Consider the following 23,946-nt stretch of genomic DNA (forward strand, 5'->3'; position numbering starts at 1 on the left):
TAAACTCCCGTCCTATTTGCTAGGTCCCGATCCTCGCGAACGCGTGTCGAGCGGATCGTTGGTGAGGCTCCGCTCGGATCTTTCGAAGCGGAGCGGCGCCAGTATTCTCCCGCATCTTCGACGCTACCCAGCAAGGGCAGCGTCTGCGATCTTAACATCGAACACGTCACGCGCCGGCAGCGTCCGGACATCGAAACCATGTGCGACGACGCCGTTCAGCATCGGGCAGACGAAGAGCAGGCCGTTATGCGCGAGGCTCGCCCGGTTCTGCAGGCTATGCGTCAGAGCCAGATGAAAAATGGCGACGTTGCGGAAGGCATAGACGCCTGCCGACGCATTGTCGGAAATGACGATCTTCTCCCTCGCTTCCAGCATCCGGCCATCGTCTCCAAGCCTGATATAGCTATATTGCGGATTACGGGAGCCAAACGTGAGCGCCAGACCGCCGAGGTTGGAATCGGCAGCAAAGGATGCAGCAATATCTGCATCGCTGTCGAAGATGATGTCGCAGAGATCAATGACGACAGGTGAATCCGGAAAAGCGACGAGGGCCGCACCCGCCGCAGCGCTCCAGGCAGCGCCGCCGCTCATTTCGGACAGCCATACGAGCCGCGCGGTCGGATAGCGCGTCAGCAATGTTTCCTGGGCGTAGCGCCGCGAGACAGGTTTGTCTCGAAGCACAAAAACAGGCACGGTCGCAGCGCCCCACCAGGGGCGCGCTTCCAGCGTGGCGCCGAGCAACGTCGTCTTTCCAACAGGCATTTCTGCCTTTACCGAGCCGTCGAGCTTCTCAAAATCATTCCCGGCCATGGGAATGATGATGTTCAGCGGCGCGGTCGCGCCCGGTCTGAGATCGACGTCATGCATAGGCCTGCTCGCGCCCCTGCAGGTATTCAGCCAGATCCTCGGGCGTGCCAAGCCCATGCATGTTCCTGACGTCGATCTCGTAAACGCCAATGCGTGCACCATTGCGGATGGCATAATTATAAACGGGGCAGACATAGAACTCGTTGTTGGTGCGATCATTGTGCACCATCATGTCGAGCGCGCCTTTCATAAAATCGCCGGCGCGACGGAAGAAGTAGATGCCGACGGTCGCGAGTTCGGAGATCGGCTGCTTTTCTGCAACCCTGAGCACGAAGCCTGCCGCATCCGTTTCGGCGAAGGACCATTTCGGGTCGCGCTTCGGATCGCGGAAAACGAGGATCGACCCGTCGAGATCGCGCGCCATGCAATCGTCAATGAAATCGACGATACGCATATCTACGACTTGGTCGGAATTGGCGATGAGAAGCGGAGCCTCCTCGTCGAGTTGCTGGCGCGCCAGAAGAACCGTGCAGGCCGTGCCCTCGGTCACCTGATCGACAGAGACGATACCGACGCCCTGCGAGCGCAGGTCTGCCACCGCATCCGCCTGGCTCTCCAGATGTTCGCGCAGCAGCAGGACTGTCGGCTGTCCGCCGGGCGGCAGGGTGTTTTCCAGCACATGCTGTATCATCGGGCGGCCAAGCACGTCGATGAACGGTTTTGGACGCGTGAAGCCAACCTTGGCAAAGCGGCTGCCGCGACCGGCAGCAGGCACCACCAACTGCACGGGCGGATTGGCATGCGCGGCTGACAGGCGACGCACACCGTTTACCTCGAAATTCTCGATCATTTTCGGGTTGTAGAAGCTGTGATAGCGGTCGGCAGCGATGTTTTCGGAAACAACGCGACCACCATCGAGGATCACCTCGTTCAGCGCAGAGCTTACAAAATAGCGGCCTTCCACGGTAACCCCGTGCCGCAAGGCGGCAGTCGCCGCTTTGAAGAAGATCTGCGCCTCGCGAAAATAGTAAAATCCGGCGATCGCCTTGTTGCTGATCACTTCCTTCTCGGAGGTGCGGTTCACGAGACCGTCGTCGCCGAGGGTCGCGTAGGACCAGCGCGGGTGGATCGTCTCGAAGGTGATGACACCGGCATCTGCGTTCGCAGCCTCAAATTCCGCAATCACCGATGCAAGACGGGTGTCGATGATCTGGTCGCTATTGGCGATGACCAGCGGCTCGGTGGGATCAATTCTATCAACCGCCATCAGGCAAGTGCAGAGCGCGCCGGCCGTCGGGCCTTTTAGCATCACCACTTCCGAGCGGCCGTTTGTGCTCAGGTCGAAGATCCGCTCATAGGAATATTTGACGGCATCCTGCTGATCGACGACGAAAAGGAAATGCGTATCGCCACCGAGCGACTTCATGTTTTCGATGGCCCACAGGATCATCGGCTTTCCGGCCACCTCGATGAGTGGGCGCGGATACGCATAATCCTCAGGGCTGAAGTGGGGGCTTGCGCCCGTGGTGGGGAACAGGACGATCATGCCATCACCTCCGAAACGCGCTTGATTTCCGATACGATCCGGCCGTGGATGACGTCGGCCGGCGTTCCGATCTGCATGACGTAAGCGCCGCTGTCGCGCGCGGCTTTCAGGCCATATTCGTTGTCCTCGAGAATCAGGCACTCATCCGGCCTGAGGCCGAAGCGCTCCATCGTCGTCACATACATTTCCGGATCCGGCTTTGCGCGGGTGACGTCTTCGTTGGAAACGATGAGGTCGATATATTCCATCAGCCCGGCGCGCCGCATCATCGACTCGATGGTTACGCGGATGGAGTTCGAGCAAACGGCGATCTTGTAGCCGTCATGCTTGAGGCGGCTCAACGCATACTGATGGGCAAATACGGGCTTGCAGCGGGTATAGATCAGCTCCATCGTATAGTCCTGTTTCAGCTCATGGATCAGATCGTTGAGCCCTTTCGGCAGGCCATTGGAACGGGAGAGGATCTCCAGCTTGCGGCGGGTCGGCAGGCCATCGAACGTTGCCAGATGCGCCTGTCGATCGATAGGCATGCCGAAAAGATCGAGTGCCCGGTTCAGCGCCTCGTAATGCCATTCCTTGGCGTCGATCAGCACGCCATCCATGTCGAACAACACAGCTCGGATCATGTGACTTTCTCCTCAACCATCCAGGCAAAGCTTTGCTCGGCCGCATCGGGCAGATCGGTGCAGATCATCAGCCGCTCAAGCGGAAGGCCACTCTTCGCAGCTTGCCGCAGTTCGGATGACCAGGCGGTCCAGGCTGCCTCATGTGCGCGCTTGTGCAGTTCCGGCGAGACCATTGCTACATATTTGCCGCGTCTGAGATCGTCGATTGCTCGTTCGATAGAGGCTGGCTTCTCGGTGAACGAATCTACCCAGACACCCTCGCAGCGTTCGTAGAAGGAGGGGTGGATCTCGACCTCGCTGAAGCGAGTGAAGACGGGAATATCGCTATCGAGGTAGGGCCTGAGATCGGGAACCGAGGCGTCGAAAACAAAGGAGCGTTTGGTTGCCCCATATTGTTCCAGCATCGGCAAGAGGGCCGGGCATAGGCCGTCAGCCTTGATATTGATGGCCAGCCGTGCGGGCGCGCCATTTGCTGCATAGCATTCAAGAACGCGCTCGAAAGGCAGCGCGCCGGTTGTGGGAGGGTCGTGTGAAATAACCAGCTCGCCGTTCAGATCGCGAACATCGAGTTCAACGCCATGCCCGGCTGCAAATGCCTTTTCGAATGCTCCTAAACTATTCCGCTCATGGGGTGCATGCCACCAGCCACGATGTGCGAGTATCATCATGATTACGCCCCTTCGGTCCCAAACGGCCAACAAACGATTTCGTGGCACCGCAAACAACCGGATAAAATCCATGCATCTGCTGGCAAATCCTCATATGCATGATTGTAATTTCTAATTAACTATGCAGAATTGAGTATAAATCGTCAATATCGAATATAATCTAAAGTTGTTACTTCGGTAACACATGCGAAGCGCGCAGGAATGCCAATATATAATACAGGTAAACTGAAAAGAACATGTGACCATGGGCACATCTAGTGTTGCATCAACTGCAATGTCCGGCGCAGAAGAAGATCAGAAGTCACGCAACGCATCTACCTCACGGGATGCGCTGTGGGTCTCGGGCGCGCGCCTGGTGAGTCAGCTCTGCGGCATCGGCACGTTGCTGGTCGCCGCTCGCGTCCTGTCACCGGCCGAGGTCGGTGTCTTTGCCATGGTCTCCTCGACCGTATTGCTGCAATCAAAGATTGCCGAGGCCGGATGGAGCGAATATCTGATTGCTGCGCCGCATGATAGGGAACTGCCTGGTACCGTCCTCTATTGCGCGCTTGCAAGTGGCCTTGCGTTCACCATTCTCGGCTTCCTCGGGCTTGCTGTTTCCCTTATCTGGCTGACGCCAAGTGGATCCATCGTCCTCGCACTGTTGTTGCTGATGGCCACTATCGTTCCCGGCACTTTCATCATCTGCCAGAGCGGCGTGCTGGTGAGGGGGCGACGCCTTCGTGACCTTGCCTGCTATCAGGCGGCTTCGGAGTTTTCCGGCCTTCTCGTGACTGCCGGAGGGCTTTTGCTCGGCTGGGGCATTGTCGCGCTTGCAGCGGGGCGGTGTTGCGTCGTGCTTGTTGCGCTTCTGATGTCCACTGGCTTTGCGCGTTGGCTTCCCCGTTTCGAATTCAAGCTGGCCACCGCCCGCGAGGCATTGGCCTACTCTACGCGGCTGCTGGCATCGCGCCTGATGCAATTTGCGCAAAGTTACGGCGCGGAATTCCTGATCGTCTTCTTCATCGGGGCGACGGAGGTCGGTCTCTACAGAATGGCAAGCCGCATCGTTGGCGCCGTCACCGAGCTGATTTCAGAGCCTGTGCGTATGCTGGCATGGAGCTACTTCTCGCGCCAGCAGAGCGGGGCAGGCGGCGGCGTTGAAGGCCTCAGCCGTCTCACCGGATTGATCATGGCAGCGACGGCTTTTGCAGCGCTACCCGTCTTCATGGGCCTTGCCGTGATATCGGAACAGGTCGTCAACGCACTGCTCGGCGCTCAATGGCTTGCAGCGGCGCCGGTCCTCATTCTGCTGGCCGCTGCGCGCGGCATTGCCGTGATCCAGATGCTCAACGAGCCAGTGCTCAGCATTATCGGTCGGGTTGCCCTTCTGCCACGCCTGAACATGCTGTTTACGGCGACCAGCCTCGCCTGCCTGGCAGTCGCCGGCTGGATCGGGCCGGCACTGCTCAATGTCGCTGTCGCCCAGGTGGTGGCTGCGGCAGCGACGACTGCCGTATCCCTCTATTTCCTGCAGCGCGGCACGGGATTCCGCTGGCAATCGCTATTGCGGAGGATCTTTCCTGCCGGTCTGGGCGCCTGTGTCATGGTCGGGGCTGTCGCGCTTGCTCTCTACCTGGCAGGCGGTAGCCTGCATCTTCCCTTCGTCGATCTTTTTATGGGGATTGTGGTTGGGGGGCTTGCCTATCTGGTCATTGCCTGGTCCAGCGGTCGCGCCTTGATGGCGGAACTCAACGATGTGACGGCCGCACGATAACGTGCCCTGCTTTCAAGACCCAAAAAGTTCAATCAAGGCGCAGCCAATAATAGCCATAGGGCTGAAAGGTCAGCCGGTAGTCGGTTTCGGAAATTTCGGGAAACGGCTCACCATTGATGAGTTCGACCGGGGCTCGGCCCTTCAAACCAACGAGTTGCACATCGGTGGCCACGGATGCGTCCGATAGGCTGGCGGCACAGAGCAATTTCTCTTCGCCATATTCACTCAGGTAGGTGATCACGGCCGGGTTGTCGTTTTCCAGAAAACGGATCGTTCCGCGCCCGAAGGCTTGATGCGCTCTGCGCAGCTGCAGGATGCGGCGAAGCCAGTTGAGCAGCGAATGCGGATCGCCTTCCTGCTCGCGGACATTGATCGCCCTGAAGCTATATTGCGGATCGTCGATCGGCGGCAGAGAGAGCTGCTGTTCGGGTGCGGTCGAAAAGCCGGCATTCCTCTCTGGCGACCATTGCATCGGAGTGCGCACTCCGTTCCGGTCTCCCAGATCGATATTGTCACCCATCCCCAGCTCGTCGCCGTAATAGAGTACCGGGCTGCCCGGCAATGATAGGAGCAGGACATGCAGGAGCTCGATGCGCCTGCGGTCCTGACCCATCAACGGTGCGAGCCTGCGGCGGATACCGAGATTGAGCCTCGCCCGCTTGTCTGCCGCATAGGTATCCCAGAGGAAGTTGCGTTCCTCTTCGCTGACCATCTCCAGCGACAGTTCGTCGTGATTTCTTAGGAAGATCGCCCATTGGCAGCTCTTCGGGATATTGTATGTCTGGCCGACAATGGTGACGATCGGCTGTTTGTCGGCTTTGGCGATCGCCATGAAGATCCGCGGCATCAGCGGAAAATGGAAAGCCATATGGCATTCGTCGCCCTTGCCGAAATATTCGCGTGCTTCCTCCGGCCATTGATTGGCTTCGGCAAGAAGCACCTTGCCGGGATAACTGCTGTCAAGAGTCCTGCGGATATGTTTCAAAAGCGCATGAGTTTCAGGCAGATTCTCGTTGCGTGTCTCGTCCCGCTCGACCAGATGCGGAATGGCATCGAGACGGAAGCCATCGACGCCGAGATCCAGCCAAAAGCGCATAGTATTCAGAAGCGCCTCGACTACTGCCGGGTTTCGATAGTTGAGATCGGGCTGGTGGGAATAAAAGCGGTGCCAGAAATAGGATTTTGCTAAGGGGTCCCAGGTCCAGTTGGACCTCTCGGCATCAACGAAGATGATGCGGGTTTCTTTGAATTTCTCGTCCGTGTCCGACCAGACATAGAAGTCACGCTCGGGTGATCCCGGAGGCGCTCGTCTTGCCCGTTGGAACCAAGGGTGCTGATCGGACGTGTGGTTGACGACCAGTTCGACAATCACCCGGATCGACCGCGCGTGGGCTTGCTCAACAAACCGACTGAAGTCGTCGAGCGTTCCGAACTCCGGGCGGATGCCCGCATAGTCGGAGATGTCGTAACCGTCGTCTTTACCCGGCGACGGGTAAAATGGGAGCAGCCAGATGGTGTTGATGCCGAGCTGTGCCAGGTAATCCAGCTTCTGCGTCAGCCCCTGGAAAACGCCGATTCCATCGCCATCGGCGTCGAAAAATGATTTGACGTGCAATTGATAAATGATTGCATCCTTGTGCCAAAGAGGATGCTGCAGCTCGCTATCCGACATCTACACCTATCAAATCCGATCCTCCACGAACTGTTCGGCGCCCTCGACCGGCTGCAGCCAGGGTTCGCGCCGTTTGATCCAAAGTTCATAAGTGGGCTTGAGGCCGGTCGGCGCATCCTGAAGAGTTCCGAGTTTAATCTCGGCCTCGTCTTCGTTGCTGGCAAAGACCCGCGAGCCGCAGGCGGGACAGAAGCGGCGGCCATGATGCACCGCAGTTTCCCCGGTGGTTTTAAACGCGGACGCGGGCCAGACAGCGAAATAAGTGAAGGCCGCACCGCTCTCCTGTCGACAGTCGGTACAATGACAGAGCCCGATGCGCTTTGGTTCGCCCTCCACCTGATAAAGCACTTTGCCGCAATTGCAGCTCCCGTGTCGTATTGTCATCGAAGGCGATCCCTTAATGTTTCATTCCAGAGGGCTGTTCGTCGTCGTCGAAATTGCCGTTGCTCAAGCTGTCGTAACGATTGAGGCTTGGTACGCCGCCTCGGGTGCCGAAGGCTGTCAACTGCACCATCATCTTCCTGGCGCAGTCGATGGCGTCTTCTTCGCTCAGCGCCGCCGCGTCGGGAAGGCGCACCGTCAGCTGCTCGCCGGCGTCGCCGAAAAAGTCGATATGCCAAGCTTGCTGCTGATGGGTCACCTTTGCTCCGTTCAGATGCATCGAAACCTCCCTCCGGCCATTCTGCCGGTTCGCGTCTCCTTTGGCACGGATTCAGTATATCAACCGATGCGCTGGCGATTGGTTCCGAAGCTCGCGCACGACTTGCCGGACGACGCATCCATTTGTCGCTCTCTGCGTTCACTTCAAGGGCGATACCTAGTTCCAACCTCGAAAGGAACGCATATGAGTTTTCCAGTCCCGACAAGCAGTGATCCCACGCGTCGTTTTAAGGACGCGACCAATGCCGCCCGCGCTGCCCTGGAGGCACTTATCGCCGATGCCAACGCCGCGGGTTGGGGCACGGATGAAATGACTGTGGCGCTCGTTGAGGCGGCGCAGTCTCTCAAAGACGCAAACACCAGAGATCCCAGTCCTGCCGACGATCCGGTAATCAGCGATGTCGATGCGAAGCAAGGACAGATTGGACGTGGTGAGCTATTTGATTGAACGTCCATCAAACCGTCGCTCGCAGCGGGGCGAACAACTCGCATCTGGCGGGACGTCGTCTCATCAGATCCTGATCTGTGGCAGCCTTGCTCGGGCCACTTGTCTGCCGTGGCACCAGAACGGATGGATCATGTCACTGGTGGTCAGGACGTCGGCACATGGAACAAGCGGCGACCATCCCTCGTTGGCAGAGAGCCCGACAAAGGCCAGCCTTGTCAGGGATCTCGTGCCTGCGAACAGATCCTCATCATCGACGGTGATGTCCACCCGCAGCACTTCCGGTGCCCGCACGGAGCAATCGACGGCTTCCCGGGCGATTGCCGTCACCGACGTACTTGCTCCGATGTAGAAGGCCGTGATCGCATTCTTGGCGAAGTCCGCGATGGCGGGAACGAGCAGGTCTGAGGGCAGGGCTGTCAACGTCTCGCGTGTACCGTCAAACCGGTGCCCCATTGCATCTCCGCCTGCGTGACTGCGATTTCCCGAAAACTGAAAGAATATCTCGCGTCGAGTCAGATATTCGACGGTCCAGCGACCGAAATGGACTGCTGCGTTTGAAGTCGCGAGCGTTTCGATCTCCGACAGGACTTCATGGAAGGTGGTGCGAGCGTCGGCCATGGCAATTCTCCTTGCGAGGACAAAGGCAGCCGGAGGGTGAATGTTCCTGTCAAAAGAGAATAACTTCCTATGCTGGCGCGGTGACCGACGCCCGCTAGCATGGCTCAGTGCCTTTCGTGGTGCTCTAAGGCTCGAAAAGTGCCATCATATTGACGCAGTGCGCATTAACCTTTGGGGACGAAAGGAGATGAGCAATGGCCGGACACGATAGCTACTATATCGAGATCACCACGCGTCTTCGATCGGTGCGATCTTTCTGCGACTTCCTGTCGAGCGGCGGCACTGTCGGCGTTGCTCCGGCGGACGGCTCACGCTACGGCGATGTCACCAGCGATCTGCTCGCAAGAACGCGGAAGGAAGCTGAGACCCTTGATCGCATGCGTCGTCAGCTTTTTCCGGATCGTGCGGACGAAGAGGTCTCACCCGCGCTCTATACTTGTGAAGTTACCGGCTCCGGCCGGTCGCGCAGGGGAGATCGAGCTCGATCATGAGCGGCGCATGGTCGCTGGTATGGTCCCACCCTCGAGGATTGCGGCGGACGCTGGCAGAGCGAAGATGTCCCACGAGGTCGGGACTGAGAAGGACATGGTCGAGCCGCAGTCCTGCGTCGCGTTCGAATGAGTTTCTCCAATATTTCCAGAACGTATAGATTCGCTCATTCGGGTGAAGGTAGCGAAGTGAGTCCGTCCATCCTTGTTGAACCAGCCTGGCATAGGCTTTTCTGACTTCGGGCCTGAACAAGGCGTCATCGCGCCAGCGTTCCGGAGAATAGACATCCATGTCGGTTGGCATGACGTTGAAGTCGCCGATGAGCAGGGTCGGAATTTTAAGATCCAAGAGCTCTCCTGCGTAGTCATGCAGTCGACCAAACCAGCGCAGTTTATAGTCGAATTTCGGGCCGGGAGCAGGGTTGCCGTTTGGAAGATAGAGGCAGCAGACCAAAAGCCCGTTTACGGCAGCTTCGATATAGCGGCTGTGGCTGTCGTCCAGATCCCCTGGCAGACCTCGACGCGTAAGCACCGGCAAAACATTTCTCGCAAGGATTGCCACACCGTTCCAACTCTTTTGGCCATGCCAGACGGCGCGATAGCCGGCACGTTCGATGTCCCGTTGAGGGAATTTGTCGTCGGAAGTTTTTAGTTCCTGAAGGCAGACGATATCAGGCGCATCCTCTCTCAGCCATCGCAGGAGTATCGGAAGGCGACCGATAATTCCGTTGATATTATAGGTTGCTATTTTCAATCGACCTCCGGGCGGCGAGGCGGACCGGACAGGTTGGGTGCTCGTCTGCCGTTTCGTTAGCCATGGCGGGAAACCGGAAAAATCGCCATGTTCACCATCCCTATCGCGTCCGGTTGACACGGTCCGCACTCGGCGAAGGGAATGTGCGTGGCTTCAGAAAGTTCCCATCGGCCGGTGGTCGAGGCGGATCGGACTGTCTTGCAATACCATCATGTTGTTCTTACTTACGTGGGACCACCCGTACCGACTGGGCAAGGCCCACAAAACGACAAGAGCTCCTCTTGAGGATGCGCGGTCCCGCAGGATTTTCGCAACAGCAATCATGAGCTGGTTCCGCACAGATGGTAATCGCACCGGCACAGCACGGTGACAAAGCGCAATCCTTTGATCGTTTTCATCCAAGGCTGCCTCCGACTGTGCCATTCGCACAGATTTAATGCCGAGGAATTGCCCAGGCCGAGCGGGCTCAACGCTATCATCCGAAAGGAGAAAACATGCAGGTCATTGTCAGAGACAACAATGTTGAGCAGGCGCTCCGCGCTCTGAAGAAGAAAATGCAGCGCGAAGGGTTATTTCGGGAGATGAAAGAGCGACGGGCCTATGAAAAACCCTCTGAGCGCCGTGTCCGCGAAAAAGCCCAGGCGATTGCCCGACAGCGCAAGGCTGCACGCAAAAGGATGCAGCGCGAAGGGCTTCTGCCGGCCGCAAGGCGCCGCGCATCCACACGCTGATGACAGATGCGGCGCCGCAATATGCCTGCGGCGCTCGACACGAACCCTCTATTTTGGAAAAGGACATCATGGAAGAGTTGCGTAGTTTGACGGTTTCCGATGATCGGCTTGACGATTGTCGTGAGGCCATTGGAGCGGATCTGCAGGACTTGATCGATGCGACCGTCGCCTCCGGTTTTACGGTCGAAGAAACATTGATCGCGATCAGCGAACTCGTCGCGGAGGATTTCGCCTCTGCGGTGAAGCTCCCGAGCGTTCACTGAGGCGAGTGCACCAGATCAGCCAGAGCCGGAGGGAATGGAGGTCGATCGCTCAGGCGCGCGATACGCGGTCGCGAGGCGGTGCATCATGAGTGTCGCCCGCTTTTTCTTCTCTATCGAGAGCGTTTTGCATTTCCTCGAAGACTTGAATGAGCTGCGAGGCAGACGGCGCTGCATCGTCCGAAGGGACTGTGTCGGAAACAGTATTGACGGGTGTCTTGTGGCTCGTTTGCGCCAGCGTCGGCAGCAGGGTCACGATGAGTGAGGCGAAAAACTTCTTCCGGCGTTCGGCGACTTCCGCCAGCAGGAAGCAAAGGATGAAGCAGGCGACGAGCAAAGCCGCCGCCATCGGAATATGCTCCTCCACCGGATGCAGGAAGGACGCAAACATCAGGATGAGCGGCTGGTGGACCAGATAGAGCGTAAAGCTGCCACCAGCCAACCATTTGATCGCCGGACCTGTCTTCTTGAACAGTATTGGAGCCTGATACAGCAGCGATGCCGCGCCAATGAGGTGCAGGACCACGGCAAGACCGATGAGATTGAAATATACGAAATTAGTCGCCTCCTGAGACAATGACCAGGTCTCGTACATGTTGGTCGCTGCGCGATCGGCAAAAAATTTCAGGCTGACGAATAGTGCAAGCGATGCGCCGATCATTGCGATTGAGATGGGGCGCTGCAATGGCGGACGTTCGATGACCCACTTCATCGTTGACCAGCCCATGAGCCACAGCGGCATATACATCAGGATTTTCGGACCAACAGCAGCAGCCCAAAGGCATAGCAATGGTACTTTCGCGCGCCGCGGCGAAAAAGCGAACAACCCGAAGAACAGGTAGTACTGAACTTCGAAGCCCAGCGACCGATAAGGCTCGCCGCTGCCGAAAACGGCATGCACAAACCACAACTGATTTGTGAAGGTCACATAGGCCAGGGCGGCTTCGAGTGATATCGGCCTGAAAAATCCGGTATTGATGAAATCATAGTAAAAAGCGTTCGCGCGCATCCCGATGCTGTCGGCGACGAAGATCACCGCGATCGCCAGCAGGGCAACGGGCATTATTCGAGCGATACGGGCAACGAGGTATATCCGCCATTCCTTTTCGCTCACCTGCCGGATGTAGCTGATGACAAATCCTGAGAGAACAAAGAAGATGGCGACTGCTTCCCGACCCCAACCAAGGGGTCCGATCTTGATAGAGGGGAGCAGGAAAATATGCGCATGGGAGAGGAATACGACGACGGCCGCGCCGAGCCGAAGTAAATCAAGATAGATAGAAAGATTGCTGTCGATCTTCCTGCCTTCGATCGCGCTCATGATTGATTTCTCATCGGATGACAAAGCCGGCCTGAAAAGCCGCACCTTGTTTTAAGCCCTGATTTCTGCGCTGATGCGCGAGGGCGTCATTCGACAAGCAAACCTTTTAAAAGTGTTTAGCGGACAGGTTTAAATATTGATGAAGCCGTTGATATCATCGAAATATCCGGCGCTGTGAGAGTGAGGCTACTACAACCGTTCAGCCCAGGTCGTCGTGCGTTCCGACAGCCGCCGCAGATGATCGGCGACGGAATAGCCGGAAATCTTCTTCCGCGGCTTCAGGTCGTGGTCGCCATCTTCCAGCCAGAGGAAATCTATCTGATCTGACAGCGTATAGGATGAGACCTCGTACCTTGATCCAAAGGGATCGCGTGTTCCCTGACAGATCAGAGTGGGCGTGCGAAGGCTTTCCAGATGCGCAGTGCGAAGCTGGTCGGGTTTTCCTGGTGGGTGAAACGGATATCCGAGGCAGAGCAGGCCCCTGACTTTTCCTGCCGCGAAAGTCTCATCGGCGATCATGCTTGCAACGCGGCCTCCCATCGACTTGCCGCCGATGATCAGTTTGCCGGCGTCCAGTTGATGGATCGCGGCACGATACTCATCCAGGAGATGGTCGGCGCGCGGTGGAGGCTTGATCGCTCCGGTCAGGCGCCGTTGCGCCATATAGGCGAACTCGAAACGCGCTATTCTGAAGCCGCCATCTGCGAGTGCTTTCGATAGACCCGTCATTGCGGCGGAATCCATCGCTCCGCCCGCGCCATGCGCGAGAAGGATGGTGAAGTTGGCGGTTTCGGGTCCAATGATCAGAAAGCTCGTCATCCGTGAGGCCTGGTCGCGAAAACCACCATCGACTTTGCAAAAGTAGGGATTCGTCCGGTCCGAACGATCCTTATACGGTGGAATCCTGTGTCAACAAGAAGCGTATTGATAGTCTTTTCTGACCAAAACTTTATATGCCCATGGTCTCGGAGAGGCATAAAATGCTCATCCATCCTTCCGGCGACGGCAAGGGCGAGGTTCTTCCAGTACCCGTGAAACGGTGTTGACAACACGAATAGACCCCCAGGCCGAAGGAGATCAAAGGCGGTTTTGGCAAATTTACGAGGGCGATAGAGATGCTCTATAACCTCAAGCGACAGAACGGCATCCCATTCGCCGTATTTGTCGACAAGGCGATCATAGGCTGATGCGATTTCCACAGGAAGCATCGGATATTTCGTTCTGGCCTGGTTGATGCCATCCAGCGATGGATCGATACCGTAAACCTTGAAGCCATCTACGGACAAACGTTGCAGGACATCACCGGTGCCACATCCGATCTCGAAAACCGCGTGAATCGAGGAATTGCGTTTCAGCTCGCGAACGACAGCAGGATAGATATAGGCCTGCGAAAGGTTTGGGGCCCAGTGGATGTAATCATCAGCATTGTCGTCTGCGCTACGCAAGGTGATTACCTGCATGCCTGATTACATCGTTTATTAATTATATAAAAAATAAACCGAGTAGAAAAGCCAGCTGCTGGAGAAAAATAAAGTAACGCAAGACCTATTCGTCGCGCTTAATACCACAGCGGCGAACAGTTAAGCGCCATAAGCTCTGTAGGTTTCTTGCGGACAGTATATAATGTCAGAGGTTCGGCGGAGTGGTCGACTTCGCCGAAGAAACGCTCGATTGGTGCCGCGATAGGAACTGTTGAGGCAGCCATGAGATGATGCGGCGGAGGCGGGAAAAATGCGCCGGCAGCCAGATGCCGCAATTCGATCTGACATCGTTACAGGCGAAGCCGGGCTCTTGAGAGTGATCCGGCAGCAGGCGGCGGGCCAGCGAAGCCCGCCTTTCCAGCAACGAAGGTCGTCCGTTCCTATCTTTTCTCGGGTTTCTTGCCGATGGCAAAATAACCGAAGCCATGTTTAGTCACGTCACTCAGAGAATAGATGTTCCTCAAGTCAACGATCACAGGAGTTTTCATGATCGTTTTAAGGCGCTTCAGATCAAGCGCACGGAACTCTTCCCATTCGGTGACGATGACGATTGCGTCGGCATCAACGGCGATCTCGTAGGGGTCCTTGCCGTAAGTGATCGGGCCGAGCATGCTCTTTGCGGCCTCCATGCCCTCCGGATCGAAGGCATGGACTGCGGCGCCCCCGTCGAGCAAAGCCTGAACGATGGTGATCGATGGCGCATCGCGCATGTCGTCGGTGTTCGGTTTGAAGGTCAGACCAAGGATGGCGATCTTCTTGCCGCGCACATCGCCATTGCAGGCGGCGATGACCTTGCGGCCCATCGCGCGCTTACGGTTGTCATTGATCGCGACCGTCGTCTCGATGAGACGTATCGGGCTGTCGAAGTCCTGTGCGGTCTTGACGAGCGCGAGCGTATCCTTCGGGAAGCAGGAGCCGCCGTAACCAGGGCCTGCATGCAGAAATTTATCGCCGATGCGTTTATCCATGCCGATGCCCTTGGCAACCTTCTGGACATCCGCACCGATCTTTTCGGAGAGGTCCGCAATTTCGTTGATGAAGGTGATCTTCATCGCCAGGAAGGCGTTGGCGGCGTACTTGATGAGTTCCGACGTCCGTCGTTCGCAGAAGTAGAGAGGCGCTTCGTTGAGATAGAGCGGGCGGTAGACCTCGCGCATAACCTCGATGGCGCGGGGGTTCTCCGTGCCGATCACGATACGGTCGGGACGCTTGAAGTCGGTGATAGCCGCGCCTTCCCGCAGGAATTCCGGATTGGAAACGACAGCAATATCCTTTTCCGGGAACTCTTCGCGGAAGATGCGCTCGATTTCGTCACCAGTGCCGACCGGGACGGTGGATTTTGTCACGACGACCGTAAATCCCTTGACGGCGGCAGCGATTTCACGCGCCGCAGCATAGACATAGCTCAGGTCGGCATGACCATCGCCGCGTCGTGACGGCGTGCCAACAGCGATGAAAACGACGTCCGCTTCGCCGACCGAGGGAACGAGGTTTGTCGAGAAATCAAGGCGTCCGGCTTCGCGGTTCTGTTGAATAATAGCCTCGAGACCAGGCTCAAAAATCGGCACCTCGCCGGCTTCCAACGCCGCAATTTTTGCTTCGGACTTATCGACGCAAGTCACGTGGTGACCAAAGTCGGCAAAGCAGGCGCCAGAAACGAGGCCGACATAACCGGAACCAATCATAACGATACGCATGAAGCTGTCTCCAAGTTAAAATAACGCCATTTGGGCTATATGCTGCAACGCAACAAATCAAGCCTAAATGGCGTTTTAATGGAATGTTAAGAGCGGCCGAACTCGTCGACGATGCGAATGATGTCGTCTTCGCCGAGGTAGGAGCCGGTCTGGACTTCGATGAGTTCCAGGATAATTTTGCCGGGATTAGCGAGACGGTGGACCTCGCCGAGTGGGATATAGACCGATTCGTTTTCGCGCAGCATCTGTACGTTTTCACCGATCGTAACTTCCGCCGTTCCCTTCACGACAACCCAGTGCTCGGAGCGGTGATGGTGTTTCTGTAGCGACAGTTTTTTGCCTGGCGTGACGAAGATACGCTTCACTTGGAAACGGTCGCCATTGAAGATCGACGTGTAGCCTCCCCAGGGACGGTAGGAGGTGGGGTGTGTCTCCGTCAGCTTTGACGTCTTCTTCTGCCCGGCAAGCAGCTTGACGAGGTTACCGACTTGCTGGCTTTCCTTCAACGGGCCGACATAGACAGCGTCCTCGCTGGCAATGACCGCTACATCGTCCATGCCCTGAACGGCGAGATGCACACCATGAGTCATGACGAGCGAGTTGCGGGTGTTGACGACAGTTGTATTGGCGGCGGCTATGTTACCGTTTTCGTCCTGAACGCCGGTCTTCCATATGGCATCCCAGCTGCCCAGATCTGACCATTTGAAGGCGGAAGGCACGACCACCGCTTGGGACGTCTTTTCCATGATTGCATAATCGATGGAAATATCCGGGCTCTTTGCGAATTGTTCTGCGTCGAGACGTGTAAAGTCCAGATCACGTGTCGCTCCGGAAACAGCCTTGCTGGCCGCCTTCAGGACATCCGGTGCATAATTCTCCATTTCGGAAAGCAGTTGGGCGACCGGGAACATGAAGATGCCGGAATTCCAGTAGAAACCACCGGCGGCCAACATTTCCTCGGCTTTTTCGCGAACTGGCTTTTCAACGAAGCGCTTGACCTCGTGCGTACCGCCCGAGATCTGCTTACCTGCCTCTATATAGCCATAGCCTGTCGCCGGCTCCGTCGGCGTAATGCCGAAGGTAACGAGCTTGCCCTTCGCCGCTGCATCCCGCGCGGTGCGGATGGCATCGAAATAAGCCTCGTCGGCAAGAATCTCATGATCGGATGCCAGCATCTGGATAATAGCATCTTTACCGAAATGCTCTGAAGCCAGGCTTGCTGCTGCAGCCACTGCCGCAGCAGTATTGCGGGCAACAGGCTCCAGCAAGGCTGCGGCGAGGCGAATATCGAGTTCGCGTGCCTGTTCTGCAACGAGGAAGCGAAAATCCTCATTCGTCACGACGATGGGAGCTTCGTAAAGTGCCGGATCGGCAACGCGGACCAGGGTCTCCTGAAACAGCGTCTTGTCCCCAACGAACTGGATGAACTGCTTCGGCGCGGTTGCACGCGAGAGTGGCCAAAGGCGTGTACCCTTGCCGCCAGCCATGATCACGGGGACGATTTTCTGTGTCATCGGATGTTCTTCCTCGAAATGAACGGCTAAATTTGTCGCATGCTTACCGGGTTTCTGCCCAGCGCTTAATTCGGGTTAGTCCGGCATGCAACAGGTCGGAGGCACCTGTCTCGCCCTCGGCTTCCACGTAACACCGCATTTCCGGCGCGTTGCCAGACGGACGGAAATGAATGATGCTGCCATCACGCAACGTCACGCGCAAACCGTCAATATCGCTTTTCGAACCCACTTCCCCGATCGGTTGCAGGAACTCCGCAAGATTGGCATCGGATGCGCGCAGGTAGTTCATCAAGGCTGCGCTGGTTTCGACCGGGAAATTCTCAAGGCGGTCGGCGGCGGCAAAGGGCAGTTTGTAGGAGGCTGCAATGGCCGAAAGCGGCTCCCTGCGGATCGCAGCAAGCGAAAGCGTCGCCAGCATCGGCAGGAAACAATCGCGAGTGGGCAATGCTCGCACACTGCGACCGTTAATGTCGAAAGGTGTTGCCGTCAGCATCCCACCATTCGCCTCGAAGCCCATGACGAGATCCTTGCCAGCGGCAACCGCTTCTTCCATGCCGGCGATCACGAAGGGGGAGCCAACGCGGGTACGGATGACGCTAAAAGATCCGGCCGCCTCAATGCCGGAATTGGAGGTGACTGGCGTGACGACGGTGCCGGCGCCCAGGAAATTCGCCGCGATCAATCCGAGGAGATCGCCACGCAGCGGCGTTCCGCTCTCGTCGGCAACCAACGGACGATCGCCATCGCCGTCGGTGGAAACAATCGCGTCAAGGCCATGCGTTGAAGCCCAACTCTTCAGAAGGGCGATCGTCTCTTCGGACACGGCTTCGGTGTCTACAGGAATGAAGGTTTCGGATCGGCCAAGGGCGACGACCTCGGCACCATAATAGGCGAGGATATCGACCATCAGATCGCGGGCGACGGTGCTGTGCTGATAGACGCCGACCTTCATCCCAGCGAGTGCTGCTTTGGGCAAGAGGCCCGTATTGCGCTCGAAGAAGAGCTGCAGACAGGGCGCAGAGTGATCCTCGGAGGCGGCCGGCGTGCTGACGACAGCCTCGCCGGAGGCTTCGATTTCGGCGGCGAGCCGGGTAATTGCGGCTTCGTCCGTTTTGTCGATCTCGCCGTCAGGGCGATAGAACTTGATGCCGTTGCGGTCAGCAGGAATATGCGAACCCGTTATCATCAGGCACGCGGCCTTTCTCTCGAGGCCATAAAGTGCAAGTGCTGGAGTCGGAACGGCGCCGCAGTCGAGAACTTCGAATCCGAGGCTTGCCAGCGCACCGGCGCAATTGCCCGCGATCCCCGGGCTGGAGTCGCGGTAGTCACGCCCGATCAGAACGGGATCGCCCGGTTCTGCTCTCTTGCTTTGCAGCAAGTATTTGCCGAAGGCAGTGGCATATAGCGCCGAAGAGCGTCCTTTGAGATCCGCCGACAGACCGCGAAGGCCGCTAGTCCCAAACTTCATGCGAAACACCCTCGCGCTGTGAACGACCGTTTCTACTGTGCTGATTTGCTTGGGTAAACAGCAAAATCAGGACATAGTTAAATCGGCAGGCGACATAACCGAAGTATTGCCATCATTTACGTATCGTTGCCAGAGCTTTTGCTAATATTAATGAATTTCCGATTTATGACAGTTGTTCGCTTTTGCGAGACAGAGGGTATGCGCTGCATCTGTTGTGTATTGCGGGCATAGACATTTTTGTTAGAACGGCTGTCCTACATCAACCGCGTTGATCCGGAGGTGCGTCGTGAGCGAGACGTCAGTCACTCTAGAGGAGAGCTGGAAGGCGGCTCTCGAAGGCGAGTTTGCTAGTCCTTACATGCAGCAACTCAAGACCTTCCTGCTGGAGCAGAAGGAACTCGGCCGGCGGATTTTTCCCAAGGGGAGCGAATATTTCCGCGCCCTCGACCTCACTCCGCTTGCGAAGGTTAAGGTGGTAATCCTCGGACAGGATCCTTACCACGGCGTGGGGCAAGCGCATGGCCTATGTTTCAGCGTGCGGCCGGGCGTGCGTATTCCGCCTTCGCTTGTCAACATCTACAAGGAGATGGAGACGGATCTCGGCATCGCGCCGGCTCGGCACGGCTTCCTGGAACATTGGGCTCAGCAGGGAGTGCTGCTGCTCAACAGCGTACTGACCGTGGAAGAAGCGCAGGCTGCCTCGCATCAGGGCAAGGGCTGGGAGCGCTTCACCGACGCCGTCATTCGCAAGGTGAACGATGAGTGCGAAGCTGCCGTTTTCATGCTCTGGGGCTCTTATGCCCAAAAGAAGGCGGCTTTTGTCGATGCGCGACGACATTTAGTGCTTAAGGCGCCGCATCCATCGCCGCTCTCGGCCCATAACGGCTTTTTCGGATCGCGTCATTTCTCCAAGGCGAACGCCTTCCTGCAATCGCATGGTCGCGTACCGATAGACTGGCAGCTTCCTGTCAATCCTTGAACGCCTTCCTGTTGTCGTTCACAAAATGAAGACAATGCGTGTCGGCTTGCCGGGCTATGAGAAACGGACGGAAGCGCTCATCTATGACCCATCGAAAGCCCGCCTGACGCGGGCAGAAAGGGGTCTCAAATGCTCGATCAAATCAAGGGTCTGCACCACGTCACATCGATGGCGGAGGACGCCCGCACCAACAACCAGTTCTTCACCAACGCGCTGGGCTTGCGCCGCGTCAAGAAGACCGTCAATTTCGACGCTCCTGACGTCTATCACCTCTATTACGGTGATGAGACCGGCACGCCGGGCACGATCATGACCTATTTCCCGTTCCCGAAGATGCCGCAAGGGCGTCCGGGTACCGGTGAGGTCGGCACCACAGTCTACTCGGTTCCGCAGGGCTCGCTTGGGTTCTGGAGCGATCGGCTGACGAAGCTCAACGTCGGCGGTTTGAAAGCTGAGGAAAGCTTCGGCGAGAAGCGCCTGAATTTTGCTGGTCCTGACGGCGACGGTTTCTCGCTCGTCGAGGTCAAGGATGATACCCGCGCTCCCTGGACACATGGCGGCATCAGCGAGGATCAGGCTATCAGAGGGTTCCACTCCGTCGCCATGCGGCTGAGGGATGATGGCGCCACCGCCGAGCTTCTGAAATTCATGGGGTATGAGGTTCAGGAAGAACGAGATGGCGTCAAGCGGTTCATCATGCCCGGCGGTAACGGGGCGCATCTCGTCGACCTCGAGACCATGCCGAATATTGCCCGCGCGCTTCCAGGTGCCGGCTCCGTCCATCATGTCGCTTTCGCAGTCGAAAACCGCGAGAAGCAGCTTGAAGTGCGCAAGGCGCTGATGGACACGGGTTATCAGGTTACCCCGGTCATCGATCGCGATTACTTCTGGGCGATCTATTTCCGCACGCCCGGCGGTGTGTTGTTTGAGATCGCAACCAACGAGCCCGGTTTCGACCGCGACGAGGACACCGCCCATCTCGGCGAAGCGTTGAAGCTGCCGCAGCAGCACGCTCATTTGCGTGCTCTCATCGAACAGCACCTGCAGCCGCTCGAAGCCTAAAGGGAGATAGGACAATGACCGATAGTGGTTATATGCACCGGCTGCATGCCGGTGCACCCGGCAAACCCATCCTTTTCGTGCTTCACGGAACCGGTGGTGACGAGAACCAGTTCTTCGATTTCGGCAGACGGTTGCTCCCGGAAGCGACAATCGTTTCACCGCGCGGAGATGTCTCCGAATATGGCGCAGCCCGCTTCTTCAAGCGCACGGGGGAAGGGGTCTATGACATGGCCGATCTCGAGCGGGCGACTGCGAAGATGGCCGACTATGTCCAGGATCTGACGGCGACACACCGGGCCTCCAAGATCCTCGGTCTCGGCTTCTCGAACGGCGCCAACATTCTGGCGAACGTACTCATCGAAAAGGGTCTGTTCGATGCGGCGGCACTGCTCCATCCGCTCATTCCCTTTCGTCCGCACGCCAATCCCGATCTCAACGGGCGCAGGGTCCTGATCACGGCAGGTCGGCGCGACCCGATCTCGCCGGCCGCGCTGACTGAAGCGCTTTCCGGCTATTTCGAGGCTCAGAAGGCCGATGTGCAGTTGGAATGGCATTCAGGCGGTCACGATATCCGCCCGAACGAAATCGAGGCGATCGGCAAATTCTTTGCGAGGTACGCTTGAGCAAAATTGTGCGGCGAACTTCGCCGCACAATGCATTTCATGTTCCACTAGGGAAGGCGTTTTAGGATTCGTGGTAATAGGCCGAATAACGGCTATAATAGTACTCGCCCGAGCCATACGAATGATAGAGTTTCAATTTGGCCGTATCGACTTTGTTCAGTATCACGCCAAGGCATTTCTGTATCAATTCCGGGTGGCTGCTAAACGTCGATCGAACGACTCGTCTGGACGTATGGCCCCATTCGATGACGGCGAGCGAGGCGTCGAGCATCGGCCCGACGGCCTTGGCATCCACCACGGGGCCAAGCGGGGGCAGGTCAATCACGATATAATCGAAAAAGCCGCTCATCTCTTCCAGGAGGTTTGCCATCAGCGGCGACGACAGCAAGTCAGATGAGTGAGGCATGCGGCGTTTGACGACCGCTGCAACGAAGGCGAGTTTCGTCTTGCTGTCGACGAGGACAGAATCTCTGACCGGTCTTTTATCGAGGAGCGTCTCGATAATCCCGTTTTCGGCGTGCCTGCCTATTGCGCGGGTTGCCCCGGGATTGCGCAGGTCGCCATCCAGCAGAAGAGTCCGAGAGCCCTGCATTGCCAAGAGTTGCGCGAAATTGATCGAAACTGTCGATTTTCCCTCGCCAGGCAAGCTCGAAATGATGCCGATGATTTTGCACCGCTTTCCAGGGTTGGCCATATCGACAGCAAGCTTGGCGCTTCTGAGCGTTTCGGCAAAGGCCGAAAGCGGGTGATTAACCACATACCGCGTCGCCAAACTCACATCGCTCAAGTCACGTGGAGAGCCGGAGGAAGTGGCGGGTGGAGGGGCGAGTTCCGCCTCGGACATGAGTGGAACATGGCCTATGTACTCCATGCCCAGCTCATCTCTGACCTGTTCACCCGTTCGGAAGAACCTGTCGCGGAATTCGCGATAGGCTCCGATACTGCCCCCAAACATTGCTCCGGCGAAAATCGCCAGCGCTAGTATCAAAGGTTTCTTCGGGGTGCTTGGGCGCGTCGGAACCTGCGCCTTCGTAATGATGCGAGATTCGGTGATCGGAAATGACTGCTGTTGGCTCGCCTCCTGAAAACGCGTCAGGAAGGTCTGGTAGAGGTTCTTGTATGTATCTGCATTGCGCTCGAGCTCGCGAAGCTGCACCTGCGTTTCGTTCGCCGCGCTGGAAATGCCGGTCGCATGCGCCACGCTATCTGCCAACGACTTCTCGCGTGTTTGAGCCACTTCCAGTTCACTCTGGTAGCTCTCGGCAATGCGATTCAGCTCTTCGAACATGAGCCGTTTATATTCGGCCATCTCACCGCGCAGTTTTACCGCCTGTATATGGTCCGCTCCAACGCGCGCCTCCAGTTCCGATTCGAACTTGGAAGCTTCGAGGTACTTCTTGCGCAAGTCGTTCGAGATGGAGCTATCAAGCACGTCGTTGACGATCGCATCCGTTTTGCCGGAATCGATGATTGCTTTCACGCGATCATATTTTGCCTGCGCCTTGGCCGTATCGGACTGCGCCGTTATGAGGGCGCTGTTGAGCTCGGACAGTTGTTGATCGCTGAGCAGCAATGAGCTGCCGTTCGTCGACACGGCCACAAGCCCATGCTCAGATCGGAATTTCTGAACAGCCAGATCCGAATCAAGCGCTTTCTGTCGAAGCTCGTCAATTCGCTTCTGCAGCCAGTCGCTGGCTCTTCTGGTTGCATCGTACTTTGAGTTAAGCTTATCCAGAAGATATGCATTCGCAATCGAATCAGCGATGCTGGCTGCGAGTTCCGGTGAAGTCGATGTATAGCTGATCGACAGGGCATAGGATTTACCCGTCCTCTCAACATCCATGTTGTTTGCCACGTTCGTGGCAGCCTTCATGCGTCGCACATCTTGATCAACCACCCCATCGCTGCTGTCGGAAAACCATTTCCGAACATTAAACGCGGACCGTATCATACTTGACAGTGACGGCGGGGCCGACATGAAAACCGGGTTGTCGAGCAGATTGAGCTTGTCAACGACGGCCAGTCCGACCGTGTCGGATTTGAAAAGCTCGACTTCACTCAAGATGGCGCCATCGTCATCAACCTGAACGCCCATATTTGCCAGTTGATTCAGAATTTCGCTGTTACCGCGATCGATCAGCACACTCGTTGTCGCAGTAAACTGCGGGACGGCGGTGAGAAGATAGGCAATGCCCAGCAGCAAGAAGACGAATATCGAAACGGCTACGACCATCCATTGCCGTCTCGCTATCGAGAACAGTTTCTCAAAATCGATAAACTCTTCCTGGTCGTCGCCGACCGACTCGTAGTCGCTGTTCGGAATCGCTTTTTCGGGTGAGAGCAAACCTACCTCCATCTGAGCAACCATGGCGCTATTTCACCGTATCGCCCCTTTGAGGAAAAAATTCGTCGTGCAGCGCAACAGCTACACGACACACTTTGCATTTTCAATATACCACTGGAACCCGCCGATTCCGAAGAATCTCTTAGAGTTGAGCTCTTTTGCTGATCTCAAGCCCAGCGTGCTCTTGTTGAATTTCTTAAAAATTCAAATAGTTGATCGCAGAGACCATCATCTGTGATAGTTTCGAAATATGGCGCTACCAATGGCAAGTTGTTTGTGTGCAGTGCAAAAAAATCAGGCGCTGCCATTGTTTCGTGTTTCTGACGCGTTAACCTATTGACCTGTGAAAATGGCATCCGCAGCCGCTTGGCTGATGAAACAATTCGTAGCTCGTCGGGTCTGGTCGCAGACGAAACCGATGAT

General features: G+C 56.8%; 24 protein-coding genes. 8 read left to right on the forward strand and 16 right to left on the reverse strand.

Annotation, left to right across the window (positions count from 1 at the left end):
* Positions 1 to 123: 123 nt before the first annotated feature.
* Genes FHX08_RS29670 through FHX08_RS29685 form a run of 4 tightly spaced genes read right to left on the reverse strand, consistent with a single transcriptional unit; the run spans position 124 to position 3,647 of the window.
* Positions 124 to 867, reverse strand: coding sequence for a hypothetical protein (locus FHX08_RS29670; protein WP_207896904.1), 744 nt, complete (start codon positions 865 to 867; stop codon positions 124 to 126).
* Positions 860 to 2,353: a glycosyltransferase family 2 protein gene (locus FHX08_RS29675; RefSeq protein ID WP_132657643.1), complete on the reverse strand. Its 1,494-nt coding sequence runs from the start codon at positions 2,351 to 2,353 to the stop codon at positions 860 to 862. Before FHX08_RS29675 ends, FHX08_RS29670 begins: the two co-directional genes overlap by 8 nt.
* A complete protein-coding gene (locus FHX08_RS29680; RefSeq protein ID WP_132657645.1) occupies positions 2,350 to 2,979 on the reverse strand; it encodes an HAD family hydrolase in 630 nt (209 codons plus the stop codon). The genes FHX08_RS29675 and FHX08_RS29680 overlap by 4 nt, the downstream gene beginning before the upstream one ends.
* The gene (locus tag FHX08_RS29685; protein WP_132657646.1) at positions 2,976 to 3,647 is read right to left on the reverse strand and encodes a hypothetical protein; all 672 of its coding nucleotides are present in this window, start codon (positions 3,645 to 3,647) and stop codon (positions 2,976 to 2,978) included. Before FHX08_RS29685 ends, FHX08_RS29680 begins: the two co-directional genes overlap by 4 nt.
* A gap of 274 nt (positions 3,648 to 3,921) precedes the next feature.
* Here FHX08_RS29685 and FHX08_RS29690 point away from each other — a divergent pair, with 274 nt between their 5' ends.
* Positions 3,922 to 5,403, forward strand: a complete 1,482-nt coding sequence (locus tag FHX08_RS29690) for an oligosaccharide flippase family protein (protein WP_165911971.1) — start codon at positions 3,922 to 3,924, stop codon at positions 5,401 to 5,403.
* 28 nt (positions 5,404 to 5,431) lie between these two features.
* Here the strand turns inward: FHX08_RS29690 and treS are convergent, their stop codons facing one another.
* Genes treS through FHX08_RS29705 form a run of 3 tightly spaced genes read right to left on the reverse strand, consistent with a single transcriptional unit; the run spans position 5,432 to position 7,715 of the window.
* Positions 5,432 to 7,075 carry a maltose alpha-D-glucosyltransferase gene (treS, locus tag FHX08_RS29695; protein WP_184328118.1) on the reverse strand — a complete coding sequence of 548 codons (1,644 nt, stop codon included), beginning with the start codon at positions 7,073 to 7,075 and terminating at the stop codon, positions 5,432 to 5,434.
* Positions 7,076 to 7,084: 9 nt separating this feature from the next.
* Positions 7,085 to 7,459, reverse strand: coding sequence for a GFA family protein (locus tag FHX08_RS29700; RefSeq protein WP_132657652.1), 375 nt, complete (start codon positions 7,457 to 7,459; stop codon positions 7,085 to 7,087).
* A 13-nt stretch (positions 7,460 to 7,472) separates the two neighbouring features.
* Positions 7,473 to 7,715, reverse strand: a complete 243-nt coding sequence (locus FHX08_RS29705) for a hypothetical protein (protein ID WP_312862221.1) — start codon at positions 7,713 to 7,715, stop codon at positions 7,473 to 7,475.
* A gap of 204 nt (positions 7,716 to 7,919) precedes the next feature.
* Here FHX08_RS29705 and FHX08_RS29710 point away from each other — a divergent pair, with 204 nt between their 5' ends.
* Positions 7,920 to 8,183, forward strand: coding sequence for a hypothetical protein (locus tag FHX08_RS29710; protein ID WP_184328119.1), 264 nt, complete (start codon positions 7,920 to 7,922; stop codon positions 8,181 to 8,183).
* A gap of 63 nt (positions 8,184 to 8,246) precedes the next feature.
* On the opposite strand, the gene FHX08_RS29715 is transcribed toward FHX08_RS29710, so the two are convergent.
* Positions 8,247 to 8,801: a hypothetical protein gene (locus FHX08_RS29715; protein ID WP_132657658.1), complete on the reverse strand. Its 555-nt coding sequence runs from the start codon at positions 8,799 to 8,801 to the stop codon at positions 8,247 to 8,249.
* Between the two features lie 194 nt (positions 8,802 to 8,995).
* Here FHX08_RS29715 and FHX08_RS29720 point away from each other — a divergent pair, with 194 nt between their 5' ends.
* Positions 8,996 to 9,292, forward strand: coding sequence for a hypothetical protein (locus tag FHX08_RS29720; protein WP_132657659.1), 297 nt, complete (start codon positions 8,996 to 8,998; stop codon positions 9,290 to 9,292).
* Here the strand turns inward: FHX08_RS29720 and xth are convergent.
* Positions 9,246 to 10,043, reverse strand: coding sequence for an exodeoxyribonuclease III (gene xth / locus FHX08_RS29725; protein WP_132657661.1), 798 nt, complete (start codon positions 10,041 to 10,043; stop codon positions 9,246 to 9,248). The two genes, FHX08_RS29720 and xth, sit on opposite strands and share 47 nt — an antisense overlap.
* Before the next feature lie 494 nt (positions 10,044 to 10,537).
* Here xth and rpsU point away from each other — a divergent pair, with 494 nt between their 5' ends.
* Together rpsU and FHX08_RS29735 are read left to right on the forward strand one after the other, a co-directional pair.
* Complete coding sequence (rpsU, locus tag FHX08_RS29730) at positions 10,538 to 10,774, forward strand: 30S ribosomal protein S21 (protein ID WP_132657662.1); 237 nt, start codon at positions 10,538 to 10,540, stop codon at positions 10,772 to 10,774.
* Between the two features lie 68 nt (positions 10,775 to 10,842).
* Positions 10,843 to 11,037, forward strand: coding sequence for a hypothetical protein (locus FHX08_RS29735; protein WP_132657663.1), 195 nt, complete (start codon positions 10,843 to 10,845; stop codon positions 11,035 to 11,037).
* A 49-nt stretch (positions 11,038 to 11,086) separates the two neighbouring features.
* On the opposite strand, the gene FHX08_RS29740 is transcribed toward FHX08_RS29735, so the two are convergent.
* From FHX08_RS29740 to FHX08_RS29765, 6 genes are all read right to left on the reverse strand, one after another.
* The gene (locus FHX08_RS29740; RefSeq protein ID WP_184328120.1) at positions 11,087 to 12,355 is read right to left on the reverse strand and encodes an acyltransferase; all 1,269 of its coding nucleotides are present in this window, start codon (positions 12,353 to 12,355) and stop codon (positions 11,087 to 11,089) included.
* 189 nt (positions 12,356 to 12,544) lie between these two features.
* Complete coding sequence (locus FHX08_RS29745; RefSeq protein ID WP_132657667.1) at positions 12,545 to 13,174, reverse strand: alpha/beta fold hydrolase; 630 nt, start codon at positions 13,172 to 13,174, stop codon at positions 12,545 to 12,547.
* Positions 13,171 to 13,815 (reverse strand): class I SAM-dependent methyltransferase, encoded by a 645-nt coding sequence (locus FHX08_RS29750; protein WP_132657668.1) that lies wholly within the window; start codon positions 13,813 to 13,815, stop codon positions 13,171 to 13,173. Before FHX08_RS29750 ends, FHX08_RS29745 begins: the two co-directional genes overlap by 4 nt.
* Before the next feature lie 401 nt (positions 13,816 to 14,216).
* A complete protein-coding gene (locus FHX08_RS29755; protein ID WP_132657670.1) occupies positions 14,217 to 15,533 on the reverse strand; it encodes a UDP-glucose/GDP-mannose dehydrogenase family protein in 1,317 nt (438 codons plus the stop codon).
* An 86-nt stretch (positions 15,534 to 15,619) separates the two neighbouring features.
* Positions 15,620 to 17,047, reverse strand: coding sequence for a mannose-1-phosphate guanylyltransferase/mannose-6-phosphate isomerase (locus tag FHX08_RS29760; protein ID WP_132657672.1), 1,428 nt, complete (start codon positions 17,045 to 17,047; stop codon positions 15,620 to 15,622).
* Positions 17,048 to 17,090: 43 nt separating this feature from the next.
* Positions 17,091 to 18,515, reverse strand: a complete 1,425-nt coding sequence (locus FHX08_RS29765) for a phosphomannomutase (RefSeq protein ID WP_132657673.1) — start codon at positions 18,513 to 18,515, stop codon at positions 17,091 to 17,093.
* A gap of 286 nt (positions 18,516 to 18,801) precedes the next feature.
* Here FHX08_RS29765 and ung point away from each other — a divergent pair, with 286 nt between their 5' ends.
* From ung to FHX08_RS29780, 3 genes are all read left to right on the forward strand, one after another.
* A complete protein-coding gene (gene ung / locus FHX08_RS29770; RefSeq protein WP_132657675.1) occupies positions 18,802 to 19,494 on the forward strand; it encodes a uracil-DNA glycosylase in 693 nt (230 codons plus the stop codon).
* Positions 19,495 to 19,623: 129 nt separating this feature from the next.
* Positions 19,624 to 20,556, forward strand: a complete 933-nt coding sequence (locus FHX08_RS29775; RefSeq protein WP_132657677.1) for a VOC family protein — start codon at positions 19,624 to 19,626, stop codon at positions 20,554 to 20,556.
* A gap of 14 nt (positions 20,557 to 20,570) precedes the next feature.
* The gene (locus FHX08_RS29780) at positions 20,571 to 21,179 is read left to right on the forward strand and encodes an alpha/beta hydrolase (protein ID WP_132657678.1); all 609 of its coding nucleotides are present in this window, start codon (positions 20,571 to 20,573) and stop codon (positions 21,177 to 21,179) included.
* A gap of 61 nt (positions 21,180 to 21,240) precedes the next feature.
* Here FHX08_RS29780 and FHX08_RS29785 read toward each other — a convergent pair whose 3' ends face one another.
* Positions 21,241 to 23,523: a polysaccharide biosynthesis tyrosine autokinase gene (locus FHX08_RS29785; protein ID WP_409527429.1), complete on the reverse strand. Its 2,283-nt coding sequence runs from the start codon at positions 23,521 to 23,523 to the stop codon at positions 21,241 to 21,243.
* Positions 23,524 to 23,946: the final 423 nt, after the last annotated feature.

The sequence above is a fragment of the Rhizobium sp. BK529 genome (assembly GCF_014194105.1).
GTDB lineage: Bacteria > Pseudomonadota > Alphaproteobacteria > Rhizobiales > Rhizobiaceae > Rhizobium.